Source organism: Variovorax sp. GW460-12-1-14-LB1 (assembly GCF_059423605.1).
In genome coordinates, this window is the sequence record NZ_JBWKYF010000085.1 from 1 (window position 1) to 23419 (window position 23419).

Consider the following 23419-nt stretch of genomic DNA (forward strand, 5'->3'; position numbering starts at 1 on the left):
AAACACGGGATGAAGTTCGCAAAGAGACCCTTCAGGCGATGCGAGACGGCACCATTCCGTATGGTGAAAGATAGTCGTCAGCGGGCCTGTTGAGCAACGAGTGCCGAGGGCGGCTTCCTCAGCAGGTGCGGCTCCACACTTCTTGTGGAACTGGGCGCCGTAGGTCGCGAAGAGAACCCATGAGACAGTGACGCGCTAACCCCGTGAAATGAGGAGTTCTTGCAATACGACCGCTCTGCCTGGTGATCAGGCGCACAACGCGGCTGAACCCCAGGGTCTGCAGCAATCGCCCAAAGAAGTTTCGCTGCAAGGTTTTCGGCAATGGCTGTGACATATCAAGCGGAATGCGGTGACGCTGCAGTTCGATTGAAGCTCGCACCAGACGGTGGCGACATCGACTGCCGTGCCGCCTCGCCGCGAGCCCGGAGAGTGACGCGGCGGGATTGCGGAACGCGAGGTTGCACGTGTGCGCTATGGACTGCAGCAGTTTTGCTGCGCTTGGATTGGTGGGCATTTCGCCGAGCCGAACGAACAGAACACACAGCAGTCGCCGGATTTGGGGCGAAGCAAGGTTTTGCAGTTCTCGCATTCATAGAAGAATTGACAGGCGTCCACGGGCATTGCCTCACGCTTTGCGTGGCCGCAGTGGGGGCATGTCAGCACGGAGTCGAAAACGACTGCGCTGTGCTCGCCTTGTCCTTGCGTCATTGGCGCACTCTCCCACTCTCACAACCATCTCCACTGCATCGCTTGTGCGCTGGCGAAAGAAGGTCCCACAGCGACACGCCGACCATCAAGGCCAACCCGGCATACAGCAATTCTGCAGTCCACCACCGGCCGAAGAAAAGCAGCATGGACACGAGCACCATTGCTGGGCCAATCATGCCCACCAAGCCGCGATACCACTGCCGATGGCGATGCCAGCCGACGGCATTGGCGACCAGTGCAATGCCCGCAAACAGTGGCAGCAGCGTGGTGAGAAATAGGCCTTCGTAGCCACTGAAGATGCCAAGGCCCGCCGCAGCGCCAAGACTCGCTAAGGCCGGAAAGCATGCTGGACACGCTGCGGCCGAGACGATGCTGCCCAGGGCTCCGGCTTTGTCGGCAAACCGTGCGATCCATTCCATTGACTGTCTCCATGTCTTTCGAAAAGCCCACAATACTTCCGTAGTCAAGTACGGAGTCAAGCGTCATGGACCAGTTCAGCATCGGCGTATTCGCGCAGTCCGCGGGGGTCAACGTGGAGACCATCCGGTTCTATCAACGCAAGGGGCTGCTGCCGCAGCCAGCCCGGCCTTACGGCGGCATCCGTCGATACGGCCAGAAAGATGTGGCGAGAGTTCGATTCGTGAAGTCTGCGCAGTGCCTGGGTTTCAACCTCGATGAGGTGGCCGGATTGCTGGCACTGGAAGATGGCACCCATTGCGGTGACGCTCGCCAACTCGGGGAGCAAAAACTTGCCGACGTGCGCGCCAAGCTGATGGACTTACATCGCATCGAGTCGGTCTTGGCGACCTTGGTTGACGACTGCTGCGCGAGCCGCGCCAGTATGTGTTGCCCGCTGATCGCTGCGCTGCAGCAATAGCCTTGGTGGGCACCGATCATCAAGGAGCTTGGCATCTGCTCGCCCGAATTGGAGGCGCAGCTCAATGCGCTGGAAGGCCATCTTCATGGCTCTCGCATTCACTGACCGCGCAAGCTTGTGGCTTGTGATCCTGCCGACATGGGCGCCTGTCTTGGGGGCGTTCTCAATGGCCTGCGTCTGCTGCGACCAGGGTCGACAACAGCTGAGGGGGGGTATTTCCCGGGCTGTGCGGCCCGCCTCATGTTCTTGCGCGGCGGCATGCAATCACGTTCGTCCAATTACCCAGGCAGCGATGCGAGCCCTCGATAAAATGAGAATCAATAGCACTACTACAACATGAAAATGCTCTCAATCTGCGCCAGGCGATTCCTGGCCATGGCCGCGTTTCTCGCGCTCTGGTCGTCTTCTCTTGCCTGGGCTGCGGACTCCGCGGCGAGTGACCAGGCTAAGCAGACTTGGCAGTTGCTGGATTACCTCGCGGTCGACTACGGCGGCGCGGTGAGTGACGGCAAGGTCCAGAGCGCCAGCGAATACGAGGAAATGAAGGAGTTCGCCGCGACGGCAGGGCAGCAACTCGCCGCGCTGCCGAGCACGCCGGCACTTGCGGATCTGCAACGCCAAGCCACGGCGCTGAGCGAGCTCATCGCGGCCAAGGCCGACGCGAAGGCCGTGGCCGACAGTGCCCATTCATTGGCCGCAGCGCTGGTCAAGGCATACCCGTTCCCGCTCTCGCCATCCAGGCCGCCGGATCTCATGCGCGCCAAGGTGCTGTTCGAAGCCAACTGCGCCGCATGCCACGGGGCGACCGGCCGGGGCGATGGCCCACTCGGCGCAAAGCTGACTCCGCCGCCGATCGCGTTCACCGATCGCGACCGGGCACGTTCGCGCAGCGTGCTGGCGCTCTACCAGGTTGTTTCTCAAGGCGTCGCCGGTACGCCGATGCCCAGTTTCGCGACGCTCCCCGACGAGGATCGGTGGGCATTGGCATTTTTCGCTGGAACGCTGTCGCACGACGATGCGATGCGCACGCGTGGTGAACAGGCATGGGGGCGAGATGCTGCCGCCAAGGCCGTCTTTCCCGACCTGGCGGCCGCTGCCACCTTGACCGAGGTCGCTGTGTCCGAGCGTATGTCTCCAGACGCAGCGCGCGATCTCACCGCCTACGTTCGAAGCCACCCGGAAGCGACCGTTGCCACGAGCGGTTCAGGCGGGCTGGGCTTGGCCCGTGCGCGGCTTCAGGAGAGTCTCGCCGCAGCGCGCGCGGGCGACCAGGCCAACGCGACGCGCTTGGGTCTGTCTGCTTATCTGGATGGCTTTGAGCCGCTCGAGCCGGCACTGCGCGCACGCAACCAGGCGCTCCTCACGGAAGTGGAGAACGCCATGCTGGCTTATCGGGGCGCTCTGGCCAGCGGCAAGCTGGAACAAGCCGACGCGACCGCACAGAAGCTGGACTACCTCTTCGCACAGGTCGACAGCGAGTTGGGGGCGGACAAGGCCGCCCCTCTGACCACGTTCATCGCCTCGCTCACCATCTTGCTTCGTGAAGGCGTGGAAGCACTTTTGATCGTCGTCGGCATGGTGGCTTTCCTGAAGAAGGCGGAACGGCGCGATGTTCTGGCCTACGTCCATGGTGGCTGGATCGTGGCGCTCGCGTGCGGCGGTCTGACTTGGGCCGCGGCAACCTACTTCGTGAGCATCAGCGGCGCCAGCCGTGAGGTGACCGAAGGGGTGTCGTCACTCTTTGCCGCGATCGTTCTGTTGAGTGTCGGCCTCTGGATGCACCAGAAGAGCACCGCCGGCAAATGGCAGGCCTATCTGAAGGAAAAGCTCTCCGCAGCCATGACGCGCCGCTCGGCATGGGCATTGTTCGCGCTGTCGTTCATTGCCGTCTACCGCGAGGTTTTCGAGACGGTGCTGTTCTACTCGGCGCTGGCCGGCGATGGCAACAACGGCGCCTTGCTCGGTGGCCTGCTGGGTGGGATGGCCATCCTCGCGGCCGTCGCCTGGCTCATGTTGCGCACGAGCGCTCGCATGCCCATCGGCAAATTCTTCAGCCTCAGCTCGATCCTGGTGGCCGTGCTCGCAGTGGTGCTCGCGGGCAAGGGCGTTGCCGGTCTCCAAGAGGCGGGGTGGCTCAGCGCCAGCCCGATCCACTGGCTCCGCATCGAGGTCCTCGGGATCTATCCGTCGGCGGAGACCACCGTCGCGCAGGCTGTGGTCCTGATCATTGCGCTGGCTGGCTTTGCGCTGAACTCGGTAAGGGCACGACAGCCTCGGTCAGCATGAAGTAGTTGGCCGTAAGTCATCAACGCGAAGGAATTGCGCGTTGCTGAAGTTTGCGAGCATAGCGAAATGGTCGAACTGCGCGCGTTCTTGGCGCGCCAGAAAACCTATCGGATGCCCTGGTCAACTGATTGCAACGGGACGGATGCGGTGTTGACTCGCTGCACAGCCAGAATGCGCTGTATCTCTGCGCACACCCAAGAAGATCCACATGGCAACTCGCAACGATCTCCCGATCCTGCGTCAGATCCCGAGCGGTGTCTGGATACTTGGCTTCGTCAGCATGCTGATGGACATCTCTTCGGAAATGATCCACAGCCTGCTGCCGCTGTTTATGGTCTCCACCCTCGGGGCCAGCGCTCTCACGGTCGGACTGATCGAAGGGCTCGCTGAGGCCACGGCGCTGATCGTCAAGGTCTTCTCGGGAACGCTGAGCGACTATCTCGGCAAGCGCAAGGGCCTGGCCGTATTCGGCTACGCACTGGGCGCGCTGACCAAGCCGCTGTTCGCGCTGGCCTCCACCTTGGGCGTTGTGCTGACGGCGCGGCTGCTGGATCGGGTCGGCAAGGGGATCCGCGGGGCACCCCGCGATGCACTGGTCGCGGACATCACACCGGCGCACCTGCGCGGTGCGGCCTTCGGCCTGCGCCAGTCGATCGACACCCTCGGGGCCTTCCTCGGGCCGCTGCTGGCCGTCGGCCTGATGCTGCTCTGGGCCAACGATTTCAGGGCCGTTTTCTGGGTCGCGGTGATCCCCGGATTGATGGCCGTCGCGTTGCTCGCGTTCGGCCTGAGGGAGCCGGCGCATAGACAAGCCGAAAAGCGCATCAACCCGATCTGCCGCGAGAACCTGAAGCGCCTCGGCGCCTCGTACTGGTGGGTGGTGGTCATCGGTGCGGTGTTCACGTTGGCTCGGTTCAGCGAGGCCTTCCTGTTGCTGCGCGCCCAACAAGGCGGCATTCCGATGGCGCTGGTGCCGCTCGTGATGGTGGCGATGAATCTGGTCTATGCGCTGTCGGCCTATCCGTTCGGCAAGCTCTCCGACCGTATGAGCCACACCCGGCTGCTGGCCTTCGGCCTGATCGTGCTGATCGCGGCCGATCTGGTCCTGGCCGCCAGCAATCACTGGGGCGTCGTCCTGACGGGTGTCGCGCTCTGGGGCATTCACATGGGCGTGACGCAAGGCCTGCTGGCCGCCATGGTGGCGGACACAGCGCCCGCGGACCTGCGTGGCACCGCCTACGGGTTCTTCAATCTGGTCAGCGGCCTTGCCATGCTGGCCGCCAGCGTGGTTGCCGGCCTGCTGTGGGATCAGCTCGGCGCATCCGTCACGTTCCATGCCGGCGCGGCCTTCTGCGTGATGGCGCTCGCGGGGTTGGCGTGGCATCGCCGATAGGCAAGTGGGACAGCGAGCAGGCGCTGATGGCTGTGCCATGGGGGCATTCCGATTTTCGGAACACTGATTTCAGCAAGACTCGGGCGCAAGAGCGGTCTTTTTCATATCAGCAGTCATGATCACCAGTGCAAAGCAAGCGGACAGGCCAAGGGCAGCGGAGAACCACAGTGCTCTGTCGCCCCATCGCTCCACCGCGATGCCGAACAGAAACGGTGCCCCGGCCTGCACGACGCGCGCCGGCACCATCAGAAATCCCTGGCGCTGCCCGTAGCCCTCGGCACCAAAGATCACCAGCGGAAGCGTCCCGATGGCGATGGTCAGGATGCCATTTCCGAAGCCGTGCAGCACCGCGAAAGCGGCGGCGGCCGAAGTGCCGAGCAGGCCGAGGCAGAGAGCGCCCAGCGGGTGGCCAGCGTGGCAAACCGGGCCGAAAACAGCGGATGCGCACGCTTGAGAAAAGTGAACTCGATCACCCGTCCCACCACCTGAGCTGGGCCGACCAAGGCGGCGATGCCAACTGCCGCGGCCATCGTGGCACCACTGGCGAGCAACAGTTCCGGCAGATGCGCGGCCATTGCCGTGCTGATGAACCAGATGACGGCAAAGACGTAGGCCATCAGAAAAGCGGCGCGGCGCTGCTGCGCTGGCGCAAGACCAGCGCCAACGCCCTTGTTGGCGACAGTTGCCTCCTTCGAAGCCCGATCGGTCCGGGCAGCGCGTGGCAGCAGCACATTGAGTGGAAGGCCGATCAGCAGGTGCATGGCCGCCCAGGCAAGGCACGCCCCGCGCCAGCCGACGGTGCTTTCCAGATACGCCGACAACGGCCACCCCACGGTGCTCGCAAACCCTGCGAACAGGGTGATGCCGGTGATGGCTCTTCGCGCATCCTGACCGTGCAAGCGGACCACGGTGGCGAACGCGGCCTCGTAGAGCCCGCTTCCCATGGCAAGACCCATCAACGCCCAAGCAGCGAACACGTGAATAGCATGCGTGGACAGGCTCAGTGCAGTCAACCCTGCCGCGAACACCAGATTACTGGCGATGAGCACCGAGCGCCCGCCCATGCGGTCGATGCGCCGGCCTGCGACGGGCCCGATGCCCGCCGCGACAAGCAGCGCCACCGAGAAGGCGCCGAAAACCGTGGACGTGCTGGCGCTGATGTCCTTGCTGATGGCGCCGGCCAAGACCGCCGGAAGATAGTACGACGAGGCCCACGACAAGGTCTGGGCCACGCCCAGCATCACTGTCGTCGTGGTCCTGCTTTGCACCCTGGCTTCGCCTCGCTCAGATGCTGCGCAGGTTGACTCTCTTCGAGAGAGCCTCCGCGCTCTCGCGCCGCTCGCTGTAGCGATCAACCAGGTAGGCCGCGCAGTCACGCGTGAGCAGCGTGAACTTCACCAGCTCCTCCATCACGTCGACCACGCGCTCGTAGTAGGGCGAGGGCTTCATGCGGCCCGCGTCGTCGAACTCGAGAAACGCCTTGGCCACCGACGACTGGTTGGGGATAGTGATCATGCGCATCCAGCGGCCCAGCACGCGCAGCTGGTTCACCGCGTTGAACGACTGCGAGCCGCCCGACACCTCCATCACCGCGAGCGTCTTTCCCTGCGTGGGCCGCACCGAGCCGACGGCCAGCGGAATCCAGTCGATCTGCGCCTTCATGATCCCGGTCATCGCGCCGTGGCGTTCGGGCGAGGTCCACACCATGCCCTCGGCCCACTGCGCGAGATCGCGCAGCTCCTGCACCTTCGGATGGTCTTCGGGTTCGCCGTCGGGCAGCGGCAGGCCGCGCGGGTCGAAGATCCGCGTCTCGGCACCGAGGGCGCGAAGAAGCCGCGCGGCCTCCTCAGTCAGCAAGCGACTGTAGGAGCGCTCGCGAACCGAGCCGTAGAGCAAAAGGATGCGCGGAGCGTGCGTCGCACGCTGCGCCGGCAGCAGCAGATCCAGATCCGCCTTCTCGAACAACTCGGGGTCTACGTTCGGAAGCTCACGACTCATACCAACCTCGCGACGAATTCACCACCTTCACCACGGCCAGCATGATCGGCACCTCGATCAGCACGCCGACCACGGTGGCCAACGCCGCGCCAGAGTGGAACCCGAACAGGCTGATGGCGGCGGCCACCGCCAGCTCGAAGAAGTTGGAGGCGCCGATCAGTGCGGATGGGCACGCGATGTTGTGTTTCTCGCCAAGCTTGCGGTTGAGCCAGTAGGCCAGGCCGGAATTCAGAACCACCTGAATCAGGATCGGCACCGCGAGCATCGCGATCACCAGCGGCTGCTTGATGATGGCCTCGCCCTGGAATGCGAACAGGAGCACGAGCGTCAGCAGCAACGCCGCAATCGACCACGGCCCGATGCGATGCATGGCGCGCTCGAAAGCCGCGGGCCCGCCCTTCAGCAGTTGCTTGCGCAGCACCTGCGCGAAGATCACCGGCAGCACGATGTAGAGCGCCACCGACGTGATGAGCGTGTCCCACGGCACCGTGATGGCCGACAGGCCCAGCAGCAGGCCGACGATGGGCGCGAAAGCGAACACCATGATGGCGTCGTTCAATGCGACCTGCGACAGCGTGAAGACCGGATCACCGCCGGTCAACCGGCTCCAAACGAAGACCATCGCCGTGCAAGGCGCAGCGGCCAGCAGGATCAGGCCGGCTACGTAGCTGTCGAGCTGGTCGGCGGGCAGTGAGCCGGCGAACACCTGGCGCACAAAGAACCAGGCGAGGAAGGCCATGGAGAACGGCTTCACCGCCCAGTTGATGAACAACGTCACGCCGATGCCGCGCCAATGGTTCTTCACCTGCGCGAGGGCTGCGAAGTCGACGCGCAGCAGCATCGGGATGATCATCACCCAGATCAGCACGCCCACGGGGATGTTGACCTTGGCAACCTCGAGGCGGCCCACCGCCTGGAATGCGGCCGGGAACAGTTGCCCCAGCGCAATGCGGACGACGATGCAGAGGAACACCCACACCGTCAGGTAGCGCTCGAACACGCTCATGGGGGCCGCGCTGACGCGCGGACTTTCAATGACAGCGCTCATGATGTCAGTTCGCGGAGATGCGCGTCAGCCGCTCTTGCAGCTCGGCATCGCTCATTGCTTCCGGGTTCTCGAGAGCGAGCAGCTGCAGCATGCGATAGGAAATCGCCTGACGCGTGAGCTCGAAGGCCTGCCGTTTGGCGGCATCGCCACCCTCGGTATTCGATGGGTCCGGATATCCCCAATGCACTTTGACACGCGTGCCAGGCCAGTACGGGCAGGTTTCCTGTGCCGCGCTGTCGCAGACCGTGATGACCACATGCATGACCGGCGTGGCGAACTCGTCCCAGCTCTTGCTGCGAAAGCCCTCGGTGTTCACGCCGGCGGCCTGCAGCACGTCGATGGCGAACGGGTTGATCTTTCCGCTGGGCGCGCTGCCGGCGCTGAACGCCTTCACGTCCTTGCCGAGCTTCTGAGCCCAGTGGTTGAGCATGCCTTCGGACAGCACACTGCGGGCCGAATTGTGGGTGCAGAGGATGAGTACGTTCAGCGTCATTGCGCAGCCTTTTGAACCTTGCCGATGTCGCGGATCTCGCGCTGGATGGCCATCGAGTCGAGCCGAGCCAGAGGCAAAGCCAGCATCAACTCGATCCGGCGCTTCAGCGTGAGAGCCGTGTCCATGAACTGACGCTCGGTGGCTTCGTCCGACACCTCAAAGGCCGCGGGGTCCGCAACGCCCCAATGCGCCGTCATCGGTTGACCGGGCCACACCGGGCAGACCTCGCCCGCAGCCTTGTCGCAGACGGTCAGAACGAAATCCATCGCCGGCGCATCCGACTTCGCGAACTCGTCCCAGTTCTTGCTGCGATAGCCAGTGGTAGGAAGGTGCATCTTTTCCAGCGTGAGCAACGCATAGGCGTTGACCTTGCCCGTGGGATGGCTGCCGGCCGAGTAGGCCTTGAATCGCCCTTCGCCCAGATGGTTCAGCAGGCCCTCGGCCAGGATGGAGCGTGCAGAGTTTCCAGTGCAGATGAACAGCACGTTGTAGGTCTTGTCAGCCATGACGATGTTTCTCGGTAGAGGAAGTGGGGTTGATCTCTTTGAACATGCACACGGCCGAGGCCGGGCACAGGCTCTTGAATTCGCTGCTGGCCTGCACGGAAGCCGGCAGCGCCGTGCGGTCGCATCGCTCGAAGCCTCGGGCTTCGAAGAAAGGTTCTGCCGTGGTGGTGAGGATGCAGAGGCGATTCACACCCTTCGACGCGGCGAAGGCCTCCATGGTCTTCAGGGCCTGATCGCCCACGCCATGGCCGCGCGCATCAGCGCGAACTGCAAGAGAGCGAAGCAAGGCGGTGTCGCCGAACCGTTCCAGACCGACACAGGCAAGAATCCCTTCGTCTCCCGCGCGGCTCACGAAGAAGGCCTCCATGTGCTCTTCTCGAAGATCGGCTTCGGGAAGGCCGGCATCCCGAAGAAGGGACTGCACCGGCGCGAGAGACGCGGCCTCTGCGCGGACAAACAGCGATCTGACCAGCGAATCGGAAGGTTCTTGGGGCATGGCGCAGCCCTCAGCAGCAGGCGCCCGTGCCTCTGACCGACACGTTGACCGGGATGCCTCGGGCAGCACCAGGCGCGCAGCAAGCGGACTCGGCCTTGGCGGTGGACTTGGATTGACCGTAGACCGGCACGGCGCCGTCCAAGGTCTGGAAGTGCTCCCATGCAATCCCCTGCGGATCGGTGACCCAGTGCTTCTCGCTGCGCGCGTAGCAGCACACGGTCTCACCCTCGTCGAGCAGGGTGCGGTCGGCGGCTTGGCCGCGCGCCTTCAGCTCGGCCAGTTCCGCGTCATCTTCAGCCTGAATGCCGAGGTGGTCGATGCCTTTGCCATGCCCGACCGTTGAGATCGCGAAGTTAACGCGTGGATCGTCGAGCATCCATTTCGCATAGTCGGCCTCGACGCGTGCTGGCGGCGACGCGAACAGGTTGGAATAGAAGGCGATGCTCTTGGCGAGGTCATCGACGTGCAGGTGAACGTGGAAGCGCTTCATGGGTTTCTCCTTCAGCAGTCGCAGGCAGTGGCGCCGTCGACGAGGCATGCCTCGCCCTGACAGCAGTTCTCCGTGAGGTAGCCGAGCAATGCATTCATCTGCTCGAACACCGCGCGATAGATCAGGTTGCGGCCGTCACGCTCCTGGCTGACCAGGTTGGCATGCGTCAGCTCCTTGAGATGGAACGAGAGACTGGTCGATGGCACGCCAAGCTGCTCCGCCAGTACGCCTGGCGTGAGTCCAGCAGGACCAGCAACGACAAGCGCCCGAAAGACCTGAAGGCGAACGGGCTGGGCCAGGGCGGCCAGAGCTTGAATGACGGCCTTTTCTTCCATGATTCAATAATAGTTGAATCATGGAAATATTTCAAGAAGTTGTGAACTGATGAGAGTCGGTGCAGGAGTTCAGGGGGAGGGCAACTCGCTACCGGCCTATGGGATGCGCCATGCCAACCCCACATCTGGCCGCCGGCGCATCGTGCCGGGCAAACACGGCCGCGGCCATCACTCTGACGATCCGCGGCGCGCTCCTCGCCGCCGGCTGGATCTCGCTTTCGCTCATCGCGTGCGGGCTGCTCAAGATCACCTGCGACCTCACGCGTCGCCGGGCCATGCGACAGGACCGATTGGGTGGGGGTAGCTGCACAAGGTGCTCCTGGTCTGGAGTGGCACGGCAAGCGAAAAACACCTGTGCGCGCGTGCCTTTTACGCTGGATGGCAAACGATCACAATGACCGGCATGAAACGCCTGTCGGATGAGTCTTCAGGCGGTCGCTCGAAGATCCGGGTCACCTTTCGTCATCTCGAGCGGACTGTCGTATCGGTGCTGCTGATCATCGGCGCCGCAGCTTTGATCGGCTGGGTGGTTGTCGAACTCTACGTCAAAGTCGTCACGATGGACTGACCCCAACTCTGGTTCTACACCACACCGGCTGCATGTAACGACTGAATACCGTGATAGCCGACGTAGAGCCCGACCAGGATGATCAGGGCGCTCGACACATAAGGAGCCCTGCGCGCGAATGCTCCGAAGTTAGAGAAGCGTTTCGACGCGTGCTTCATACCCAAGGCAGCGACGACGCCCGCGGCAACCATCGTGATCGCCAAGCCGATGCTGAAGCAGAGCACGAGGGACGCTCCGAGCGTGAAGCGCTTGAGCTGCAGGCACAGTAGTAGCACTGTGATGGCCGCAGGACAGGGAATCAGGCCTCCCGTGAGCCCGAAACCAATGATCTGCCCGGTGGTGACATTGCGGCTCGCAAAGCGACGCTTGATGTCGTTGGCATGCGCTCGTTCATGCGCGTCCTGAAAACCGGGATCCGAGACATCCAGGCCGTGTCCCTCATGATCATGGCCCTGGCCATGCTCGACAAACTCCACATCAAAGCTGTGTGCGTGGCCACCATGCGCGATCGACAGCCTGACCGTGAACTCGTGCGGCTCGGGAATCTCGTCGACTGATTCGAGATAGCTGCCCTTGTTGGCTAGAACGAACGCCTGGCGCTCCCCGCCAGCGCGTTCCGTATCGATGGCGACAGTCTGGCCTTGCGGCACGGTGTCATGTCCCTCGAATCGGACGCGGAATCGAGGCGAAACCCCATCCTCGAAGACCTCCAGGTCAACGATGCCATGGCCGGTATCGATGCGGCGCTTCTCTTCGCCATGGCCGTGATGATCATGGTCTGTCTCGATTCGCTCGCGCTGCTGCTCGCGGTAGGTCCGCCAGAGCATCCAGAGCGCGATCGCGATGATCAGCACCGCCGAAGCCACCTGGAAATAGGGCTCGGTCTCCTCGGCACTCCAGTTGCGCCCGAGGTAGAGACCACCCATGGCGACGGCCCAGACGACAGCGGTGTGCGAGAGCGTTGCCGCAAGTCCAAGCAAGACGGCTTGTCCAACCGTCCCTCGGACCGCAACGATGAACGCAGCCATCATCGTCTTCGAATGCCCGGGCTCAAGGCCATGCAGGGCACCCAGAAGGATGGCGGACGGGATGAAGACCCAGGCGTTTCCGGCCTGAAGAAGTTGAGCGAAGTTTTCCAATTTGACGTCCTACTCGCGCTGGCACGGAGTGATGTTTGCCATTCAACTACCACTTGCCGTGGCTTGGCTTGGTTGAAGTATCCTATCCCCCCCGAGGGGATGAGGCAATGGAATCCCAGGGACTCTGTGCGGGCTAGTGGAACTGCGCGCCACGTCGCCAGAACAGCTTCGCAACTTGACGTACGCGGCATCGCCCGCTTCGAAGTGGGTATGGGCAGGCAGGACAGCGATGCGTCTTCTCAGATGGCCGAAGTCAACATACGAAAGCAACGCGAATGTGCCTGTCGCCAGCTGCTCGGTTGTGGCGGTGCTGCGGCAATCGCTCAACGCAGCACCACGAATCGTCGAGGCAGTGCCGACTTCCTCCACCCGGGCCATTCGCCAGCCGTCGTTGAAGGCGTATTTGCCTTCGTAGATGGTGACGCAGCCGGAAAGCACGCCGAGGACACATGCAAGCGCACTCAGCGCACAGCCGCGTTTGAAGGTCATGCTGATTCCCGGTGCGCGGCCAGCTCGACGTTTACTTGCCGGAGAAGTTCGAGGCGATGTAGTTGCCTGGCAGGCTGAGGAAGACATAGAGCGTGCTCTTGTCGGCTTGCGTGACGGCTGCGTTCTTGAAGCTCACCTTCCACTCCTTGCCTTTCTTGCCGTCGATCTGTTCAACCTTCTCCACCTTCACGGCGTCCCAGCTCTTGTCGAGCTTGCCGCCGCTGACCAGTGAGGCCTTGCGCTGGGAGGCGCAATCGACGGCGATCTTTTCCGACGCTGGCGTGTTGCCGTGGAAGTGGCAGCTGCCGCCCTCCGAGGCCATGGCGGAACCGGCGCCGGCGAGGGCTGCAAACGAGGCCAGGGCCATCGCGATCTTCTTCATTGGGTCATCCTTTCTTGATGATGGTTAGTCGAGGGAATCCCTGCCAGGATCGGCAGTCTTTCCAATCTCCATGTCCTCGTGCGCGTGGTTGTGCTCTTGGTCGGGGAAACGGAAACCATTGGGATCTGAGTCGTGCTGGTAGCCATGCAGTTGCATGAGCAGCAGCAATATGCCGGCGTAGACCAGTGCAAGGTTGGCGGCGAAGCTGAAGCGCCGGAACGATGGGCGATGACGCCAGAGCGCCAGCAGCGCGACCATCACGGCCAACGCGGCGACCTGGCCGATCTCGACGCCGAGGTTGAAGCTCAGGATGCGGATCAGCATCGAGGTGCTGTCGTCGCCAAGCGGCAGCTGCTGCAGCCGTGTGGATAACCCGAAGCCATGCAGCAGCCCGAAGCCGAACACCGCAACCAGCAGGTTGGGCGACTTCATGTCGAAGTACTTCTGGAAGCCGCCGTTGTTGTCGAAGCCCTTGTAGATGACGCTGATCGCGATGATGGCGTCGATCAGGTAGTAGTTCCAGGTGATCTTGAAGTACGTCGCGAACACCAGGGTGATGCAGTGGCCCAGCGTGAAGACGGTGACGAACTTGGCCACGTCCTTGAAGCTCGTGAGAAAGAACACCACCCCAAACAGGAACAGCAGGTGGTCGTAACCGGTGAGCATGTGCGTGGCGCCGAGACCGACGTACTGCAGGTAGCCGCCGCTGAGCATGCGTTGGCGGTCGGCCTCGGAGATGCCGTGGGCGAGAACGTCAAAAGGCAGGCCGATCAGCAGCGCCAGCACGGCGAGCGCCAGCACAGCGAGTTTCCGGTGAGGGATCAACATCAGATCTCTTTCAATGGACAAAGGTTTGGAAGATGGGCGAGACAAGGCGCGCTCACTCGAGCGCCAGGTCCCAGATCAGGTGCGCGTCGATGAGGAGCCGATAGTTCGCGCGCAGCGCATCGGCACGGGCCTCGAGTGCTGCACGGGAAGCGTCGAGGAACTGGCGCCGGGCCAGCAGCAGCGATTGCAGGTCCGCTTCTCCCAACGAGTACGCGCGTTGCGTGAGCCGAGCGCTCTCGCCGGTGGCCGTTGCGCCTCGCTCGGCGAGTTGCCAGCGGGTGAGATTGCCGGTGGCGTCCGCGTAGGTCTCGGCCACTGCGGCCCCCAATTCGCGGCGCTGCCGCTCGACGGCCGCGCGGGCCATCTCGACCTCTTGGAGCGCCTGCTTCATGCGCTCGTTGCGATAGGTGCCGCTCAACGGAATGCTGATGCTGACCCCCACGATGCGTTCCTTGCGAAACGCCTCCGAAGCCGCGAAGACACCGACAGTCGGGTCGGGCACACGGTCAGCCGAAGCGCGCGAAGCCGCAAGTTCAGCTTTGTGCAGCAGTCCTTCAGCGGCACGCAGTGGAGCGGCGGCATCAAGCACCCGCTGCAGCCACAGGGATTCCGTGTCTCCAGGCGGCAGCGGATCAGCCATCGATTGCGTAGACAGTTGCGCACCTGGGAAGCGAACACGTAGCTTGGCGCGCGCCTTGGCCAGGTTGGAGTCCGCCTGGTTTGCCTGGCGCTCCATGTCCGCGAAGTCCGCCATGGCGACGCTGACATCCAGTGCCGACGCATCGCCGGCCTTCTTGCGACTCTCCACAGCTCGCAGGTTGGTCTGCGCAAAGGCCTGTTGCTCCTGGAACAGCTTCTGGGCCTGTGCCGCAGAAAGCACGTCGATCCACAGTTCCAGCAACGAACGGGCGGCCTCGCGGACGGCCTCGCTGAGCTTGGCCTGTGCGATGAGCTGCTCCGTTTCGCCGAGCTGCCGGTCAAGATCCGCCTTGCCGTTGACGCGGATCGGTCGCTCCAGTTGCGCGTTCCACTCATTGGAGGCCGGTCCGCCGCCATCGTAGTTGCGACGCTGCAAGGAAAGCCGTGTCGTCCATTCGTTGGGCGAAGCGGCGAGCATCGCTGAGGAGTGACCTGCGGCCGCCAGGGCGCTGCGCGCTTCCTGAACAGCCGGATCCTGCGCGATCCACTGCCGCACCGAGGCCGTCGGCGGCAAGTCGGCTGGCGTCGCCCGGTTGTCGGCGTATGCGGGCAGGGCCCAGGCGATCATTGCGATCCCGGTCCACAACTTCATTTGATTTCTCCCTCGTGGGCCACGGGGGAGGCCCAGTAGCGGATGCCGGTGCCGGCAAATTCGCGTTGAACACGTTCGAGCAAATGCATCAGGGCCTCTTGGCTCAACAGGACCTGGATCTGCATGGCGCGGCTGCGGCCCATGACCTGTTCCCGAGCGCTCAACTGTCCATGCTCAGCGCCGTGGCTGTGAACGTGAATGCTGGTGAAGATTTCGCTCTCGTCGCTTTCCAGCAGAACGTCGAGCAACTTCTCCTCGACGGTGGGCGAACAGATCAGATTCAGGCAGTACTCATGCATGGCGCACCTCCAAGACAGGGCTGTCGCCATTGCTGCCTTCGCTTCGGGCGTGGGCGAAACGCAGGTACAGCAGTGGCAGAAGAATCAGCGTCAGGGCGGTGGCCGTGATCAGGCCGCCGATCACCACGATCGCCAGCGGGCGCTGGATTTCGGAGCCCGGTCCGCTGGTGAACAGGAGCGGCACCAGGCTGAAGGCGGTGATCGCCGCCGTCATCAGCACCGGCCGCAGGCGCCTTCGGGCGCCTTGCGTGACGCAAGTGAGCAGGTCATGCCCCTCGGAACGCAGCTGATTGAAGTAGCTCACCAGCACCACGCCGTTGAGCACCGCGATGCCAAGCAGCGCGATGAAGCCTACCGAGGCCGGCACCGACAGGTACTCCCCGGTGACCCAGAGCCCGACGATGCCGCCCACCAGCGCGAACGGGATGTTGCTGAGCACCAGCAGCGCCTGGCGTACCGACCCGAAGGTGGTGAACAGGATCAGGAAGATGAAGCCGATCGCCAGCGGCACCACGAGGGTGAGCCGCGCCGCGGCGCGCTGCTGGTTCTCGAACTGGCCACCCCAGCTGATGCGATAGCCGGTGGGCAGTTCCACCTGCGCAGCTACCTTGGCCTTGGCCTCGTCGACGAAACCGACCAGGTCCCGCCCCGTGACATTGGCGATCACCACGCTGTAGCGGCTGCCCATCTCGCGGTCGATCTTCACAGGGCCGCTCTCGCGCGTCAGGGTGGCCAAGGTTTCGAGCGGGATGCTTTGGCCATCGGGCGTGGTGATGCGCAGGGCCGCAAACTCCGCCGGCGAGATTTTCACGCTGTCGGGCCCGCGAATCACGATCGGAATGCGGCGGTTGCCGTCGATCACGGTGCCGGCGCGCTGGCCCTCGATCTGGACGCGCAGGGCATCCTGCACGTCTTCCACCGACAGGCCGTAGCGTCCCGCGCTCAGGCGGTCGACGACCACCCGCAGGTACTGAACGCCGTCGTTCTCGACGGTGTACACGTCCTGGTTGCCCTGCACCGTCTTCATCAGCGTCTCGACTTGGCCCGCCAGCTCGTTGAGCTTGTCGAGCTCGGGACCAAAAATCTTGATGGCGAGATCACCGCGCACGCCGATGATCATTTCTGACACGCGCATGTCGATCGGCTGAGTGAAGCTGTAGCTGATGCCAGGCATCTGGTCGAGCACCTCGCGGATCCGGGCGATGAGCGCATCCTTGTTGGCCATCTTCCATTCGGCGCGCGGCTTAAGAACGAGAAAGGTGTCGGTCTGGTTCAGGCCCATCGGGTCCAGGCCAATCTCGTCGGAGCCGGCCCGCGCCACTACGCCGGTGATCTCCGGGATCTGGCTCATGAGGGCTTGGTGGATCTTGAGGTCCAGTGCGGCGGTTTCCTCCAAGCTCACGGAAGGCAGCTTCTCTATTCCCACGATGATGTCGCCTTCGTCCATCGCCGGCAGGAAGGTCTTGCCCACCTGGGTATAGACGCCGGCTGCCACTACGAGCATCAGTCCTGCGACGATGAACACCGCACGCTGGTGGCTCAGCGCCCACCCCAGAGCGGGTTCGTAAAGCTTGAGCAGCTTGCGCGGCAGCCAAGGTTCTTCATGCGCCGCCTTCTTCAGCAGGAAGGACGACAGTACCGGGATCACCGTGAGCGATAGCACGAGCGAACTAATCAGCGCGAAGACGATGGTCATCGCCACGGGGACGAAGTACTTGCCTTCCAAGCCTTGCAAAGTCAGCAGCGGCAGGAACACCGTGATGATGATCAGGATGCCGGCCGAGACCGGCACCGACACCTCGCGCACGGAGCGCAGCACGACGTGCAGCCGCGGCAGTTTTCCCTTGGCGGTTTGCTGCCCCAGGTGTTGCACGATGTTCTCGACCACCACGACCGCGGCGTCCACCAGCATGCCCAGCGCGATGGCCAAGCCACCCAGGCTCATCAGGTTGGCCGACATGCCGCCTGCGCGCATCAGGATGAAGGTGCTCAGCGCAGACAGCGGCAAGATCACTGCGACCGCGACGGCCGCGCGCACATTGCCGAGGAAGGCGCCCAGTAGGACAAGCACGATGAGCGTCGCTTCGATCAGCGCGGTGGACACCGTGCCGACAGCCTTTTTCACGAGCTCGGCGCGGTTGTAGAAGACTTTGATCTCCACGCCCTTGGGCAGGGTGGGCTTGAGCTCCTCGAGCTTCGTCGTCACGCCTTCGACCACTTTCTGGGCATTCGCGCCCGCCAGCCCGAGCACCAGGCCCTCGACCGCTTCGGCCTTGCCGTCCTTGGTGACGACACCGTAGCGCGTGACGCTGCCGTCGCGCACCTGCGCCACGTCGCCCAGCCGAGCCAGGTTGCCATCCTTGCGGCTGACCACGATCGCGCGCAGGTCGTCTGCGGTCTTGATGCTTCCTTCGCTGCGCACCAGTAGCACTTCGCCGCCTTCGCCGAGCCGGCCTGCGCCGTCGTTGCGGTTGTTGGCTTCGATCGCGCTCTTGAGCTGCGCCGTCGAGACGCCGAGCGCCGACAGCTTGACGGGGTCGGGCACCACCTCGAAGCTGCGCACTTTGCCGCCCAACGCGTTCACGTCGGCCACGCCCGGCACCGCGCGCAAGGCCGGACGGATGACCCAGTCGAGCAGGCTGCGCCGGTCCTCCAGCGACATCCCGTCGGCCTCCACGGTGAACATGAACATTTCGCCGAGCGGCGTGGTGACCGGTGCCATGCCACCGCTGATACCGGCGGGCAGATCGGCCGAAATGTTGGCCAGGCGCTCGGACACCTGCTGGCGGGCCCAGTAGATGTCCGTGCCGTCCTGGAAGTCCACCGTCACATCCACCAGGCCGTACTTGGACACCGAGCGCAGCATGCGCTGCTGCGGGATGCCGAGCATCTCGACCTCGATCGGGCCGGCGATGCGGCTCTCGATTTCTTCCGGCGTCATGCCGGGCGCCTTCATGATGACCTTCACCTGCGTGCTGGACACGTCGGGAAAGGCATCGATCGGCAGGTTGCGGAAGGCGTACCAGCCAAAGCCCGCAAGCAGAGCGGTCACTAGCAGCACGAACAGACGCTGCGATAGCGCGAACTGAACAAGGCGGTTGAGCATGTCAGTTGCTTCCGCTCTTGCCGAGCCATGCCGCCTTCAATGCGATCACCGAACCGGTCGCCACCTGCTGGCCTGCGCGCAGGTTGCCCGTGACCTGGACCGATTGGCCTGCGCTCGAGATGACATTGACCGGCTGCGCGACGAAGCCCTTTTCGGTTCGAACGAACACGTAGGCCTTGTCGTCCTGACGGGCAATCGCCGGCAGGGGCAGCGCCCAGCCTGCGGTGTTCTCCGCGAACGGGACCTTGACTTGTACGACTTCGCCCGGACGCAGCAGCTCGCCGCCTCCCACCACCCGGGCACGCAGCGTGACTGTCTGGTTGTCACTCACCGTGGCACCAACCGACATCGGCGTCGCGCTGGCTTCGCGCCCGACCACCGTGATCGAGCCGGCGGTCTTGCTCGAGAGCGCCTGCTGCTGGCGATCGGATGGAATCTGGATATCGAGCCAGAGCTGCGACGTGTTGACAAGGCGCAGCAGGGAGTTGGAACCTTGCACGCGCTGTCCGGCTTTCACATCCAGGCCAACGACCGTCCCGGCGCTTCTCGCTCGCACGACGAGGCCGTCCTGCAGGTTGCCAGCGTCGCCCATCTTCCGAATGGCTGCGGGATCGACCCCGGCGAGGCGCAATGAGGCTTCGGCAAATCGCAGCCGGGCCGTGGCCTCCTGATTGGCGGCATTGGCTTCCTGCACCCGCCGCTCCGGGATGATTCCTTCGGAGAAAAGTTGGCGTTCGCGTGCGGCGGTCTGGCCGGTGAGCTTGGCTTTGCTGGCCGCCTCCAGCAGCTTGAGCTGCAGGTCGCCGTACTCCGGGCTGCTCAGGCGCAGCAGCGGCTGGCCGGCCTTGACGGGCTGCTGTTCGTCGACGAGCAGCTCTTCCACCCGCCCGCCGAACGGGGCGCTGATGACCTGGTTGCCGCTGGGGGGCACCACCACGCGCGCGGGATAAGCCATGCCGCTGATCGCCGATGGCTTTTCCAGCGGGGCGAGCGTGATGCCGAGTGCCTGCATCTGTGCGGCGGACACCGGAAATTCGGCGTTCGATGGCGTCGCCGCAATGGCACTGGCCACCAAGAGAAAACTGGATGCGCAGCCGAGCGCGGTACGGCGGGCGAGCAAATACGACATAGAAACTCCACGAGAAAGCGATCCCGTCGCGCAGTCAGGCGACGAGGAGAAGGCAGCGCCGCAACGGCGCCACCAAGGCTTCAAACGTGGAGTGAGGGCGGCGCGCGGCCGTCAGGAGGAACTGTTCGGAACAGCGGGATGGGCACCCGCTCTCGACCAGTACGCCAGCGCACCAGCGCTTCGGCCGCAGGCTGCGCAAGGAGCCCGACAAAAACGAGCAGAGGAACGAGCGCCAGGAACTTCGGCGCGGAGTCTGGGCTGGCGAGCTGGATCGGGGCGCCTTGAAGCGCTGACATCGAGTGGCCGCTACCGTGATCCGCATTGTCTGAGTCGACATGCAGCGAAAGGTCGTCGTCTGGAGCTGCTTGCTCGAAGGACGAGTGGCCCACATCCAGCAGGCCGGCGTGGCTCGAGTAGCCTTCCGGGCCACTCTCGTGGTGATGCGCGTGGAACGGGGAACTGATCAGGTCCACGGCAATGACTAGCACCAGCAACCAGCGCATGAGCAGCATCACCCCGGCCTTGGCAGGGGGGATTGACTCCGACAGCTGGAAGGCACGCGCGGTCACAGGTACTTCGTGATGTCTTTGAATTCGGCGATGGCCGTGCCGAAGTCGCGAGGCGACTTGGCGATCTCCTCGAGGCAGTGATCCAGGTGATCGTGGATCAGCAGTTTCTTGGCAGCGCTGATCGCTTTTTCGACCGCGTGCAACTGCTGCGCGATATCCGCGCAGTCGCGCCCGCTCACCATCATCTCGATGACGTTCTGCAGGTGCCCGTCTGCGCGCTTGAGGCGCTTGACCAGATCCGGGTGACTTTGGTGTAGGTGTTCGCCGTGCACCGCCATATCCTATCAGGGGGGATGCGAAATGGTCGAAAGGGGCACGCGCTGCGAAGGGGAATTCGTCGTGGCGTGCCTCTCACCGACATGGCGAGCCAGAGTCCTTCTTGTCTCTTGCCCGCCTGGAACAGTCGACTCAGTGGCAGTGCCTGGTGCCAGTTGCCTTTTCCTGGTGGCAGCCGTTTTTGTCCGTACCGCCGGAATGGGCCCAGGCCCCAACGCTCAGCACCAGAGCGATCAATGCGAATGCGATCTGCTTCATCTTGTTCTCCTCACCCAAAAGCGGGCAAGGCCGAGTCTCAGCGAGCATCAGACCTGGCCGTTAGGGGTTTGCCCGTGAGAGCGCAAAGTCGGTGTCGCTCACCAAAACGGGTGCCGGTTTATTTCGACTGGGCCGACCTTGATGGTGCAGATCGTCACGAGCGCGATGACTGCGCCGCCGGAACCTCGACCTACGCGATCAACGTCTACCACGAGGCTTGGATACCAAGCAGGTAGATCGTGACCGTCCAGCCAATCCATCTTGTTCTCGAAACCGCGCCAACGAGCGTAATGCCCTGGTGGGCACCATCGTCACGGACGCACGCGGCACACTCAGTACGGGATCACAGCTTTTGTGCCCTTCCAGGGATCGTCCTTGCTAATCACCGGCCCGGCGGGCATCTAGCGATGGTGGCCAAGGCTCGCAAGTGTCACCCCATGCTGCCGGTGATGAGGTTTGGTGTCGTTCCTGCGCAGGTCTTGCTCGATCCTGCCCGCGAACCATCGAAAGATGTTGGCGCGGTTTTTCCAGTTGTTGCCGGCCCGAACGAATAGAAAGCCCCGCTCCGCGTTGCCGAGTGCGTCAACCGGGATGCCGGCAGCGCGCAAAGCAGCTATCTCGGCATCGGCATCGATCCCGATTGGAAGCCTCAAGGTGATCGTCGCACTATGGTGTTTTGGCATACCTCCACTTTCGTCGTTTCTTGGATGCACATTTGATCCAATGCGAGCCTTCTCAGGCGGCCCTCGTTCATAGGAGGCAGGCGCCGATACGGCGCTCAGCCAGTTCGCCCCGTTGCCAAGAAGCGATTCAAGCGACTTTGCCACTTGAATCAAATCGGCCGAACGGCCTACCTCCCCGCCACGCGCTTCCCCTTGGTCTGCTGCATCCTGGAATTCACTGCAGATGGTCCTTCATGCTAGCGCGAACTCTCTCGCTGGACTAGTGGCTGGTCGACCCCCCCCCACTGCGAGAGTCAACCCGAGTAACATAAGGACTACGTCTTTCGTACGCATGCCATGGACCAGCGACTGGATTGGACCCTCGCAGCTTGCGCTCGCATCTTCCGTCCGATGGTTAGGCTCGCTCTCGCCATGGGGGCCAAGCATCCCCATCTCGAAGAGTTGCTGCGCGACCTCCTGATCGAGGAGGCGCAGCGTCTGTGGCGCAACGAAGGTGTTGTTGAGCCCAATCTCAGCCAGTTGTCCATTACGACGGGCCTGAACCGCAAAGCCGTGACCGCCAAGATTCGGGCCACGGCAGACCCACTGCCTCATACGGAGATGTCGGCCGCAGCCAGGACTTTCACGTTGTGGTTACAAATGTGCATGCAGGACGCTTCCCTTCGGAATCTGCCGATCTCAGCGCGCAACGCAGCCCCGTCGTTTGAGACAGTGGCACGCATGAGCAGTCGGGGCAACGTGCACCACCGCGCCATTCTGGATGAGTTGATCCGTTTGAACGTGGTGAGCGAACGCGATGGCATGGCCGAGCTCACGAGCGACGGCTTTGTGCCGGAGGAAGATTTACAGTCCATGCTCGCTTTCCTGGCCGACAACGGCCGTGACCACCTGCTAGCAGCCGTCTCCAACGCCTTGGACAAGCAGCCGAAGATGCTCGAACGCGCGGTGTATGCGCGCGGGCTCACGCTGGAGGAATGCGAGCAGGTCCAGCAACTGGTGCGGGCCCGCTGGTCGACCCTGCACCATGAGTTGGCTCAGGAAATGGCACAGGCAGTCGACCGCGCCCCAGCCGGCGCAACGGGACGCATCCGCGTTGGCATCTACACCTACTACGAGGACGACGAAGGCTCCCCGCCAGCACATCCGCCGAAGAGCAGTGCCCCGTTCTGAACACGACGACGCGACGCCAAATGCTTGCATCTGGTCCGCTGCATAGAGCCCTCGCGGCATTGCTGCTATTCGAGACTCACTCGTCACGGAATCAGTCTGCGCGCCGCCAGTTGTGCGCGAGCAGTTCGTCGATGCGACTGTCAAGTTGTGTCGGCAGTCGCATCTGGACGTCTTTCAGATACGTCCACGGCTCATGCCCGTTGAGCCGCGCTGACTATGCCGAACCGATCACATGCGGCCTACGATGCGTCCGGGAAGAAGCGAGGCCGCTCGGCATAGTTCTGCGGTCGGCATAGTCGGCAGAGCTCAACGGTCACGACTCCTCGCGTATCTGAAAGACGTTTCACCCGACTTCCCAATCAACAGAAAGCCGCATTGAAGACCTTCTGCCGCACTTTGGCACCCCGTTGAGCTAGCTACTCCTCTGGGCACAAGCTAGCGGCCGGAGGCGCGACACGGGATCTCAGCGGAAATTCGGATTCAGCAGATCGATGCCAGCGCCCTTGCACTTTATCCAAGGTCCAGAGTGTTGATTTCCATCTAGAAGTGACCCAGTTGGCGGTGTGATTTCCATCTAAATCTGACCCACGTGATAACCCTAA

At 63.2% G+C, this 23419-nt stretch carries 26 protein-coding genes and 2 pseudogenes; 5 read left to right on the forward strand and 23 right to left on the reverse strand.

Annotated elements, in window-relative coordinates; translation table 11 throughout:
* Positions 1-471: 471 nt before the first annotated feature.
* Both AC07Y4_RS28580 and merC read right to left on the reverse strand, forming a co-directional pair.
* Complete coding sequence (locus AC07Y4_RS28580; protein ID WP_082322130.1) at positions 472-708, reverse strand: GDCCVxC domain-containing (seleno)protein; 237 nt, start codon at positions 706-708, stop codon at positions 472-474.
* Positions 705-1127 carry an organomercurial transporter MerC gene (merC, locus tag AC07Y4_RS28585; RefSeq protein ID WP_082322131.1) on the reverse strand — a complete coding sequence of 141 codons (423 nt, stop codon included), beginning with the start codon at positions 1125-1127 and terminating at the stop codon, positions 705-707. Before merC ends, AC07Y4_RS28580 begins: the two co-directional genes overlap by 4 nt.
* A 65-nt stretch (positions 1128-1192) precedes the next feature.
* On the opposite strand from merC, the gene merR reads away from it, so the two are divergent.
* The 3 genes from merR to AC07Y4_RS28600 all read left to right on the forward strand — a co-directional run bounded on the left by merR (position 1193) and on the right by AC07Y4_RS28600 (position 5264).
* On the forward strand, positions 1193-1585 hold the full coding sequence (merR, locus tag AC07Y4_RS28590; protein ID WP_057594785.1) for a mercury resistance transcriptional regulator MerR: 393 nt from the start codon (positions 1193-1195) through the stop codon (positions 1583-1585).
* A 336-nt stretch (positions 1586-1921) separates the two neighbouring features.
* Complete coding sequence (locus AC07Y4_RS28595) at positions 1922-3871, forward strand: cytochrome c/FTR1 family iron permease (RefSeq protein ID WP_057594784.1); 1950 nt, start codon at positions 1922-1924, stop codon at positions 3869-3871.
* A gap of 208 nt (positions 3872-4079) precedes the next feature.
* The gene (locus tag AC07Y4_RS28600; protein WP_057594783.1) at positions 4080-5264 is read left to right on the forward strand and encodes an MFS transporter; all 1185 of its coding nucleotides are present in this window, start codon (positions 4080-4082) and stop codon (positions 5262-5264) included.
* Between the two features lie 69 nt (positions 5265-5333).
* Here AC07Y4_RS28600 and AC07Y4_RS28605 read toward each other — a convergent pair.
* From AC07Y4_RS28605 to AC07Y4_RS28640, 8 genes and pseudogenes are all read right to left on the reverse strand, one after another.
* Positions 5334-6505, reverse strand: a pseudogene (locus AC07Y4_RS28605) (MFS transporter).
* A 43-nt stretch (positions 6506-6548) separates the two neighbouring features.
* Positions 6549-7262: an arsenical resistance protein ArsH gene (arsH, locus tag AC07Y4_RS28610; RefSeq protein WP_057594782.1), complete on the reverse strand. Its 714-nt coding sequence runs from the start codon at positions 7260-7262 to the stop codon at positions 6549-6551.
* On the reverse strand, positions 7252-8310 hold the full coding sequence (gene arsB, locus AC07Y4_RS28615) for an ACR3 family arsenite efflux transporter (protein ID WP_495275466.1): 1059 nt from the start codon (positions 8308-8310) through the stop codon (positions 7252-7254). The genes arsH and arsB overlap by 11 nt, the downstream gene beginning before the upstream one ends.
* A gap of 4 nt (positions 8311-8314) precedes the next feature.
* Entirely contained in the window at positions 8315-8803 is a 489-nt protein-coding gene (locus AC07Y4_RS28620) for an arsenate reductase ArsC (RefSeq protein WP_057594780.1), read from the reverse strand.
* Complete coding sequence (locus AC07Y4_RS28625) at positions 8800-9309, reverse strand: arsenate reductase ArsC (protein ID WP_057594779.1); 510 nt, start codon at positions 9307-9309, stop codon at positions 8800-8802. The genes AC07Y4_RS28620 and AC07Y4_RS28625 overlap by 4 nt, the downstream gene beginning before the upstream one ends.
* Entirely contained in the window at positions 9302-9805 is a 504-nt protein-coding gene (gene arsN2, locus AC07Y4_RS28630; RefSeq protein ID WP_064262385.1) for an arsenic resistance N-acetyltransferase ArsN2, read from the reverse strand. The genes AC07Y4_RS28625 and arsN2 overlap by 8 nt, the downstream gene beginning before the upstream one ends.
* Positions 9806-9815: 10 nt before the next feature.
* Positions 9816-10295 carry an ArsI/CadI family heavy metal resistance metalloenzyme gene (locus AC07Y4_RS28635; RefSeq protein ID WP_057594777.1) on the reverse strand — a complete coding sequence of 160 codons (480 nt, stop codon included), beginning with the start codon at positions 10293-10295 and terminating at the stop codon, positions 9816-9818.
* 11 nt (positions 10296-10306) lie between these two features.
* Entirely contained in the window at positions 10307-10630 is a 324-nt protein-coding gene (locus AC07Y4_RS28640; RefSeq protein ID WP_057594776.1) for an ArsR/SmtB family transcription factor, read from the reverse strand.
* A gap of 403 nt (positions 10631-11033) precedes the next feature.
* Between AC07Y4_RS28640 and AC07Y4_RS28645 the strand changes: the two genes are divergently transcribed.
* Positions 11034-11198 (forward strand): hypothetical protein, encoded by a 165-nt coding sequence (locus AC07Y4_RS28645; RefSeq protein WP_159275296.1) that lies wholly within the window; start codon positions 11034-11036, stop codon positions 11196-11198.
* Positions 11199-11212: 14 nt separating this feature from the next.
* Here the strand turns inward: AC07Y4_RS28645 and AC07Y4_RS28650 are convergent, their stop codons facing one another.
* From AC07Y4_RS28650 to AC07Y4_RS28705, 12 genes are all read right to left on the reverse strand, one after another.
* Positions 11213-12337 (reverse strand): nickel/cobalt efflux protein RcnA, encoded by a 1125-nt coding sequence (locus AC07Y4_RS28650; protein WP_057594774.1) that lies wholly within the window; start codon positions 12335-12337, stop codon positions 11213-11215.
* A 42-nt stretch (positions 12338-12379) separates the two neighbouring features.
* Positions 12380-12826, reverse strand: a complete 447-nt coding sequence (locus AC07Y4_RS28655; RefSeq protein WP_159275297.1) for a hypothetical protein — start codon at positions 12824-12826, stop codon at positions 12380-12382.
* A gap of 31 nt (positions 12827-12857) precedes the next feature.
* On the reverse strand, positions 12858-13208 hold the full coding sequence (locus tag AC07Y4_RS28660; RefSeq protein WP_057594773.1) for a DUF6488 family protein: 351 nt from the start codon (positions 13206-13208) through the stop codon (positions 12858-12860).
* Positions 13209-13232: 24 nt separating this feature from the next.
* On the reverse strand, positions 13233-14036 hold the full coding sequence (locus AC07Y4_RS28665) for a HupE/UreJ family protein (RefSeq protein ID WP_082322132.1): 804 nt from the start codon (positions 14034-14036) through the stop codon (positions 13233-13235).
* Positions 14037-14088: 52 nt separating this feature from the next.
* Positions 14089-15327 carry a TolC family protein gene (locus tag AC07Y4_RS28670; protein ID WP_057594771.1) on the reverse strand — a complete coding sequence of 413 codons (1239 nt, stop codon included), beginning with the start codon at positions 15325-15327 and terminating at the stop codon, positions 14089-14091.
* A complete protein-coding gene (locus AC07Y4_RS28675; protein ID WP_057594770.1) occupies positions 15324-15626 on the reverse strand; it encodes a DUF3240 family protein in 303 nt (100 codons plus the stop codon). Before AC07Y4_RS28675 ends, AC07Y4_RS28670 begins: the two co-directional genes overlap by 4 nt.
* Positions 15619-18732 (reverse strand): efflux RND transporter permease subunit, encoded by a 3114-nt coding sequence (locus AC07Y4_RS28680; RefSeq protein WP_057594769.1) that lies wholly within the window; start codon positions 18730-18732, stop codon positions 15619-15621. Before AC07Y4_RS28680 ends, AC07Y4_RS28675 begins: the two co-directional genes overlap by 8 nt.
* A gap of 1 nt (position 18733) precedes the next feature.
* Positions 18734-19861, reverse strand: coding sequence for an efflux RND transporter periplasmic adaptor subunit (locus AC07Y4_RS28685; protein WP_057594768.1), 1128 nt, complete (start codon positions 19859-19861; stop codon positions 18734-18736).
* An 80-nt stretch (positions 19862-19941) separates the two neighbouring features.
* Positions 19942-20430, reverse strand: coding sequence for a hypothetical protein (locus AC07Y4_RS28690; RefSeq protein ID WP_057594767.1), 489 nt, complete (start codon positions 20428-20430; stop codon positions 19942-19944).
* Positions 20427-20702, reverse strand: a complete 276-nt coding sequence (locus AC07Y4_RS28695; RefSeq protein ID WP_125948373.1) for a metal-sensing transcriptional repressor — start codon at positions 20700-20702, stop codon at positions 20427-20429. The genes AC07Y4_RS28690 and AC07Y4_RS28695 overlap by 4 nt, the downstream gene beginning before the upstream one ends.
* A 136-nt stretch (positions 20703-20838) precedes the next feature.
* Positions 20839-20964: a YHYH domain-containing protein gene (locus AC07Y4_RS28700; protein WP_159275349.1), complete on the reverse strand. Its 126-nt coding sequence runs from the start codon at positions 20962-20964 to the stop codon at positions 20839-20841.
* A gap of 401 nt (positions 20965-21365) precedes the next feature.
* Positions 21366-21647: a hypothetical protein gene (locus AC07Y4_RS28705; RefSeq protein ID WP_082322133.1), complete on the reverse strand. Its 282-nt coding sequence runs from the start codon at positions 21645-21647 to the stop codon at positions 21366-21368.
* Positions 21648-21983: 336 nt separating this feature from the next.
* On the opposite strand from AC07Y4_RS28705, the gene AC07Y4_RS28710 reads away from it, so the two are divergent.
* A complete protein-coding gene (locus tag AC07Y4_RS28710; RefSeq protein WP_057594765.1) occupies positions 21984-22817 on the forward strand; it encodes a DUF6502 family protein in 834 nt (277 codons plus the stop codon).
* Positions 22818-22908: 91 nt separating this feature from the next.
* Here the strand turns inward: AC07Y4_RS28710 and AC07Y4_RS28715 are convergent.
* Positions 22909-23031 (reverse strand): annotated as a pseudogene (locus tag AC07Y4_RS28715) (transposase domain-containing protein); the annotation flags it as partial.
* Between the last annotated feature and the right edge of the window lie 388 nt (positions 23032-23419).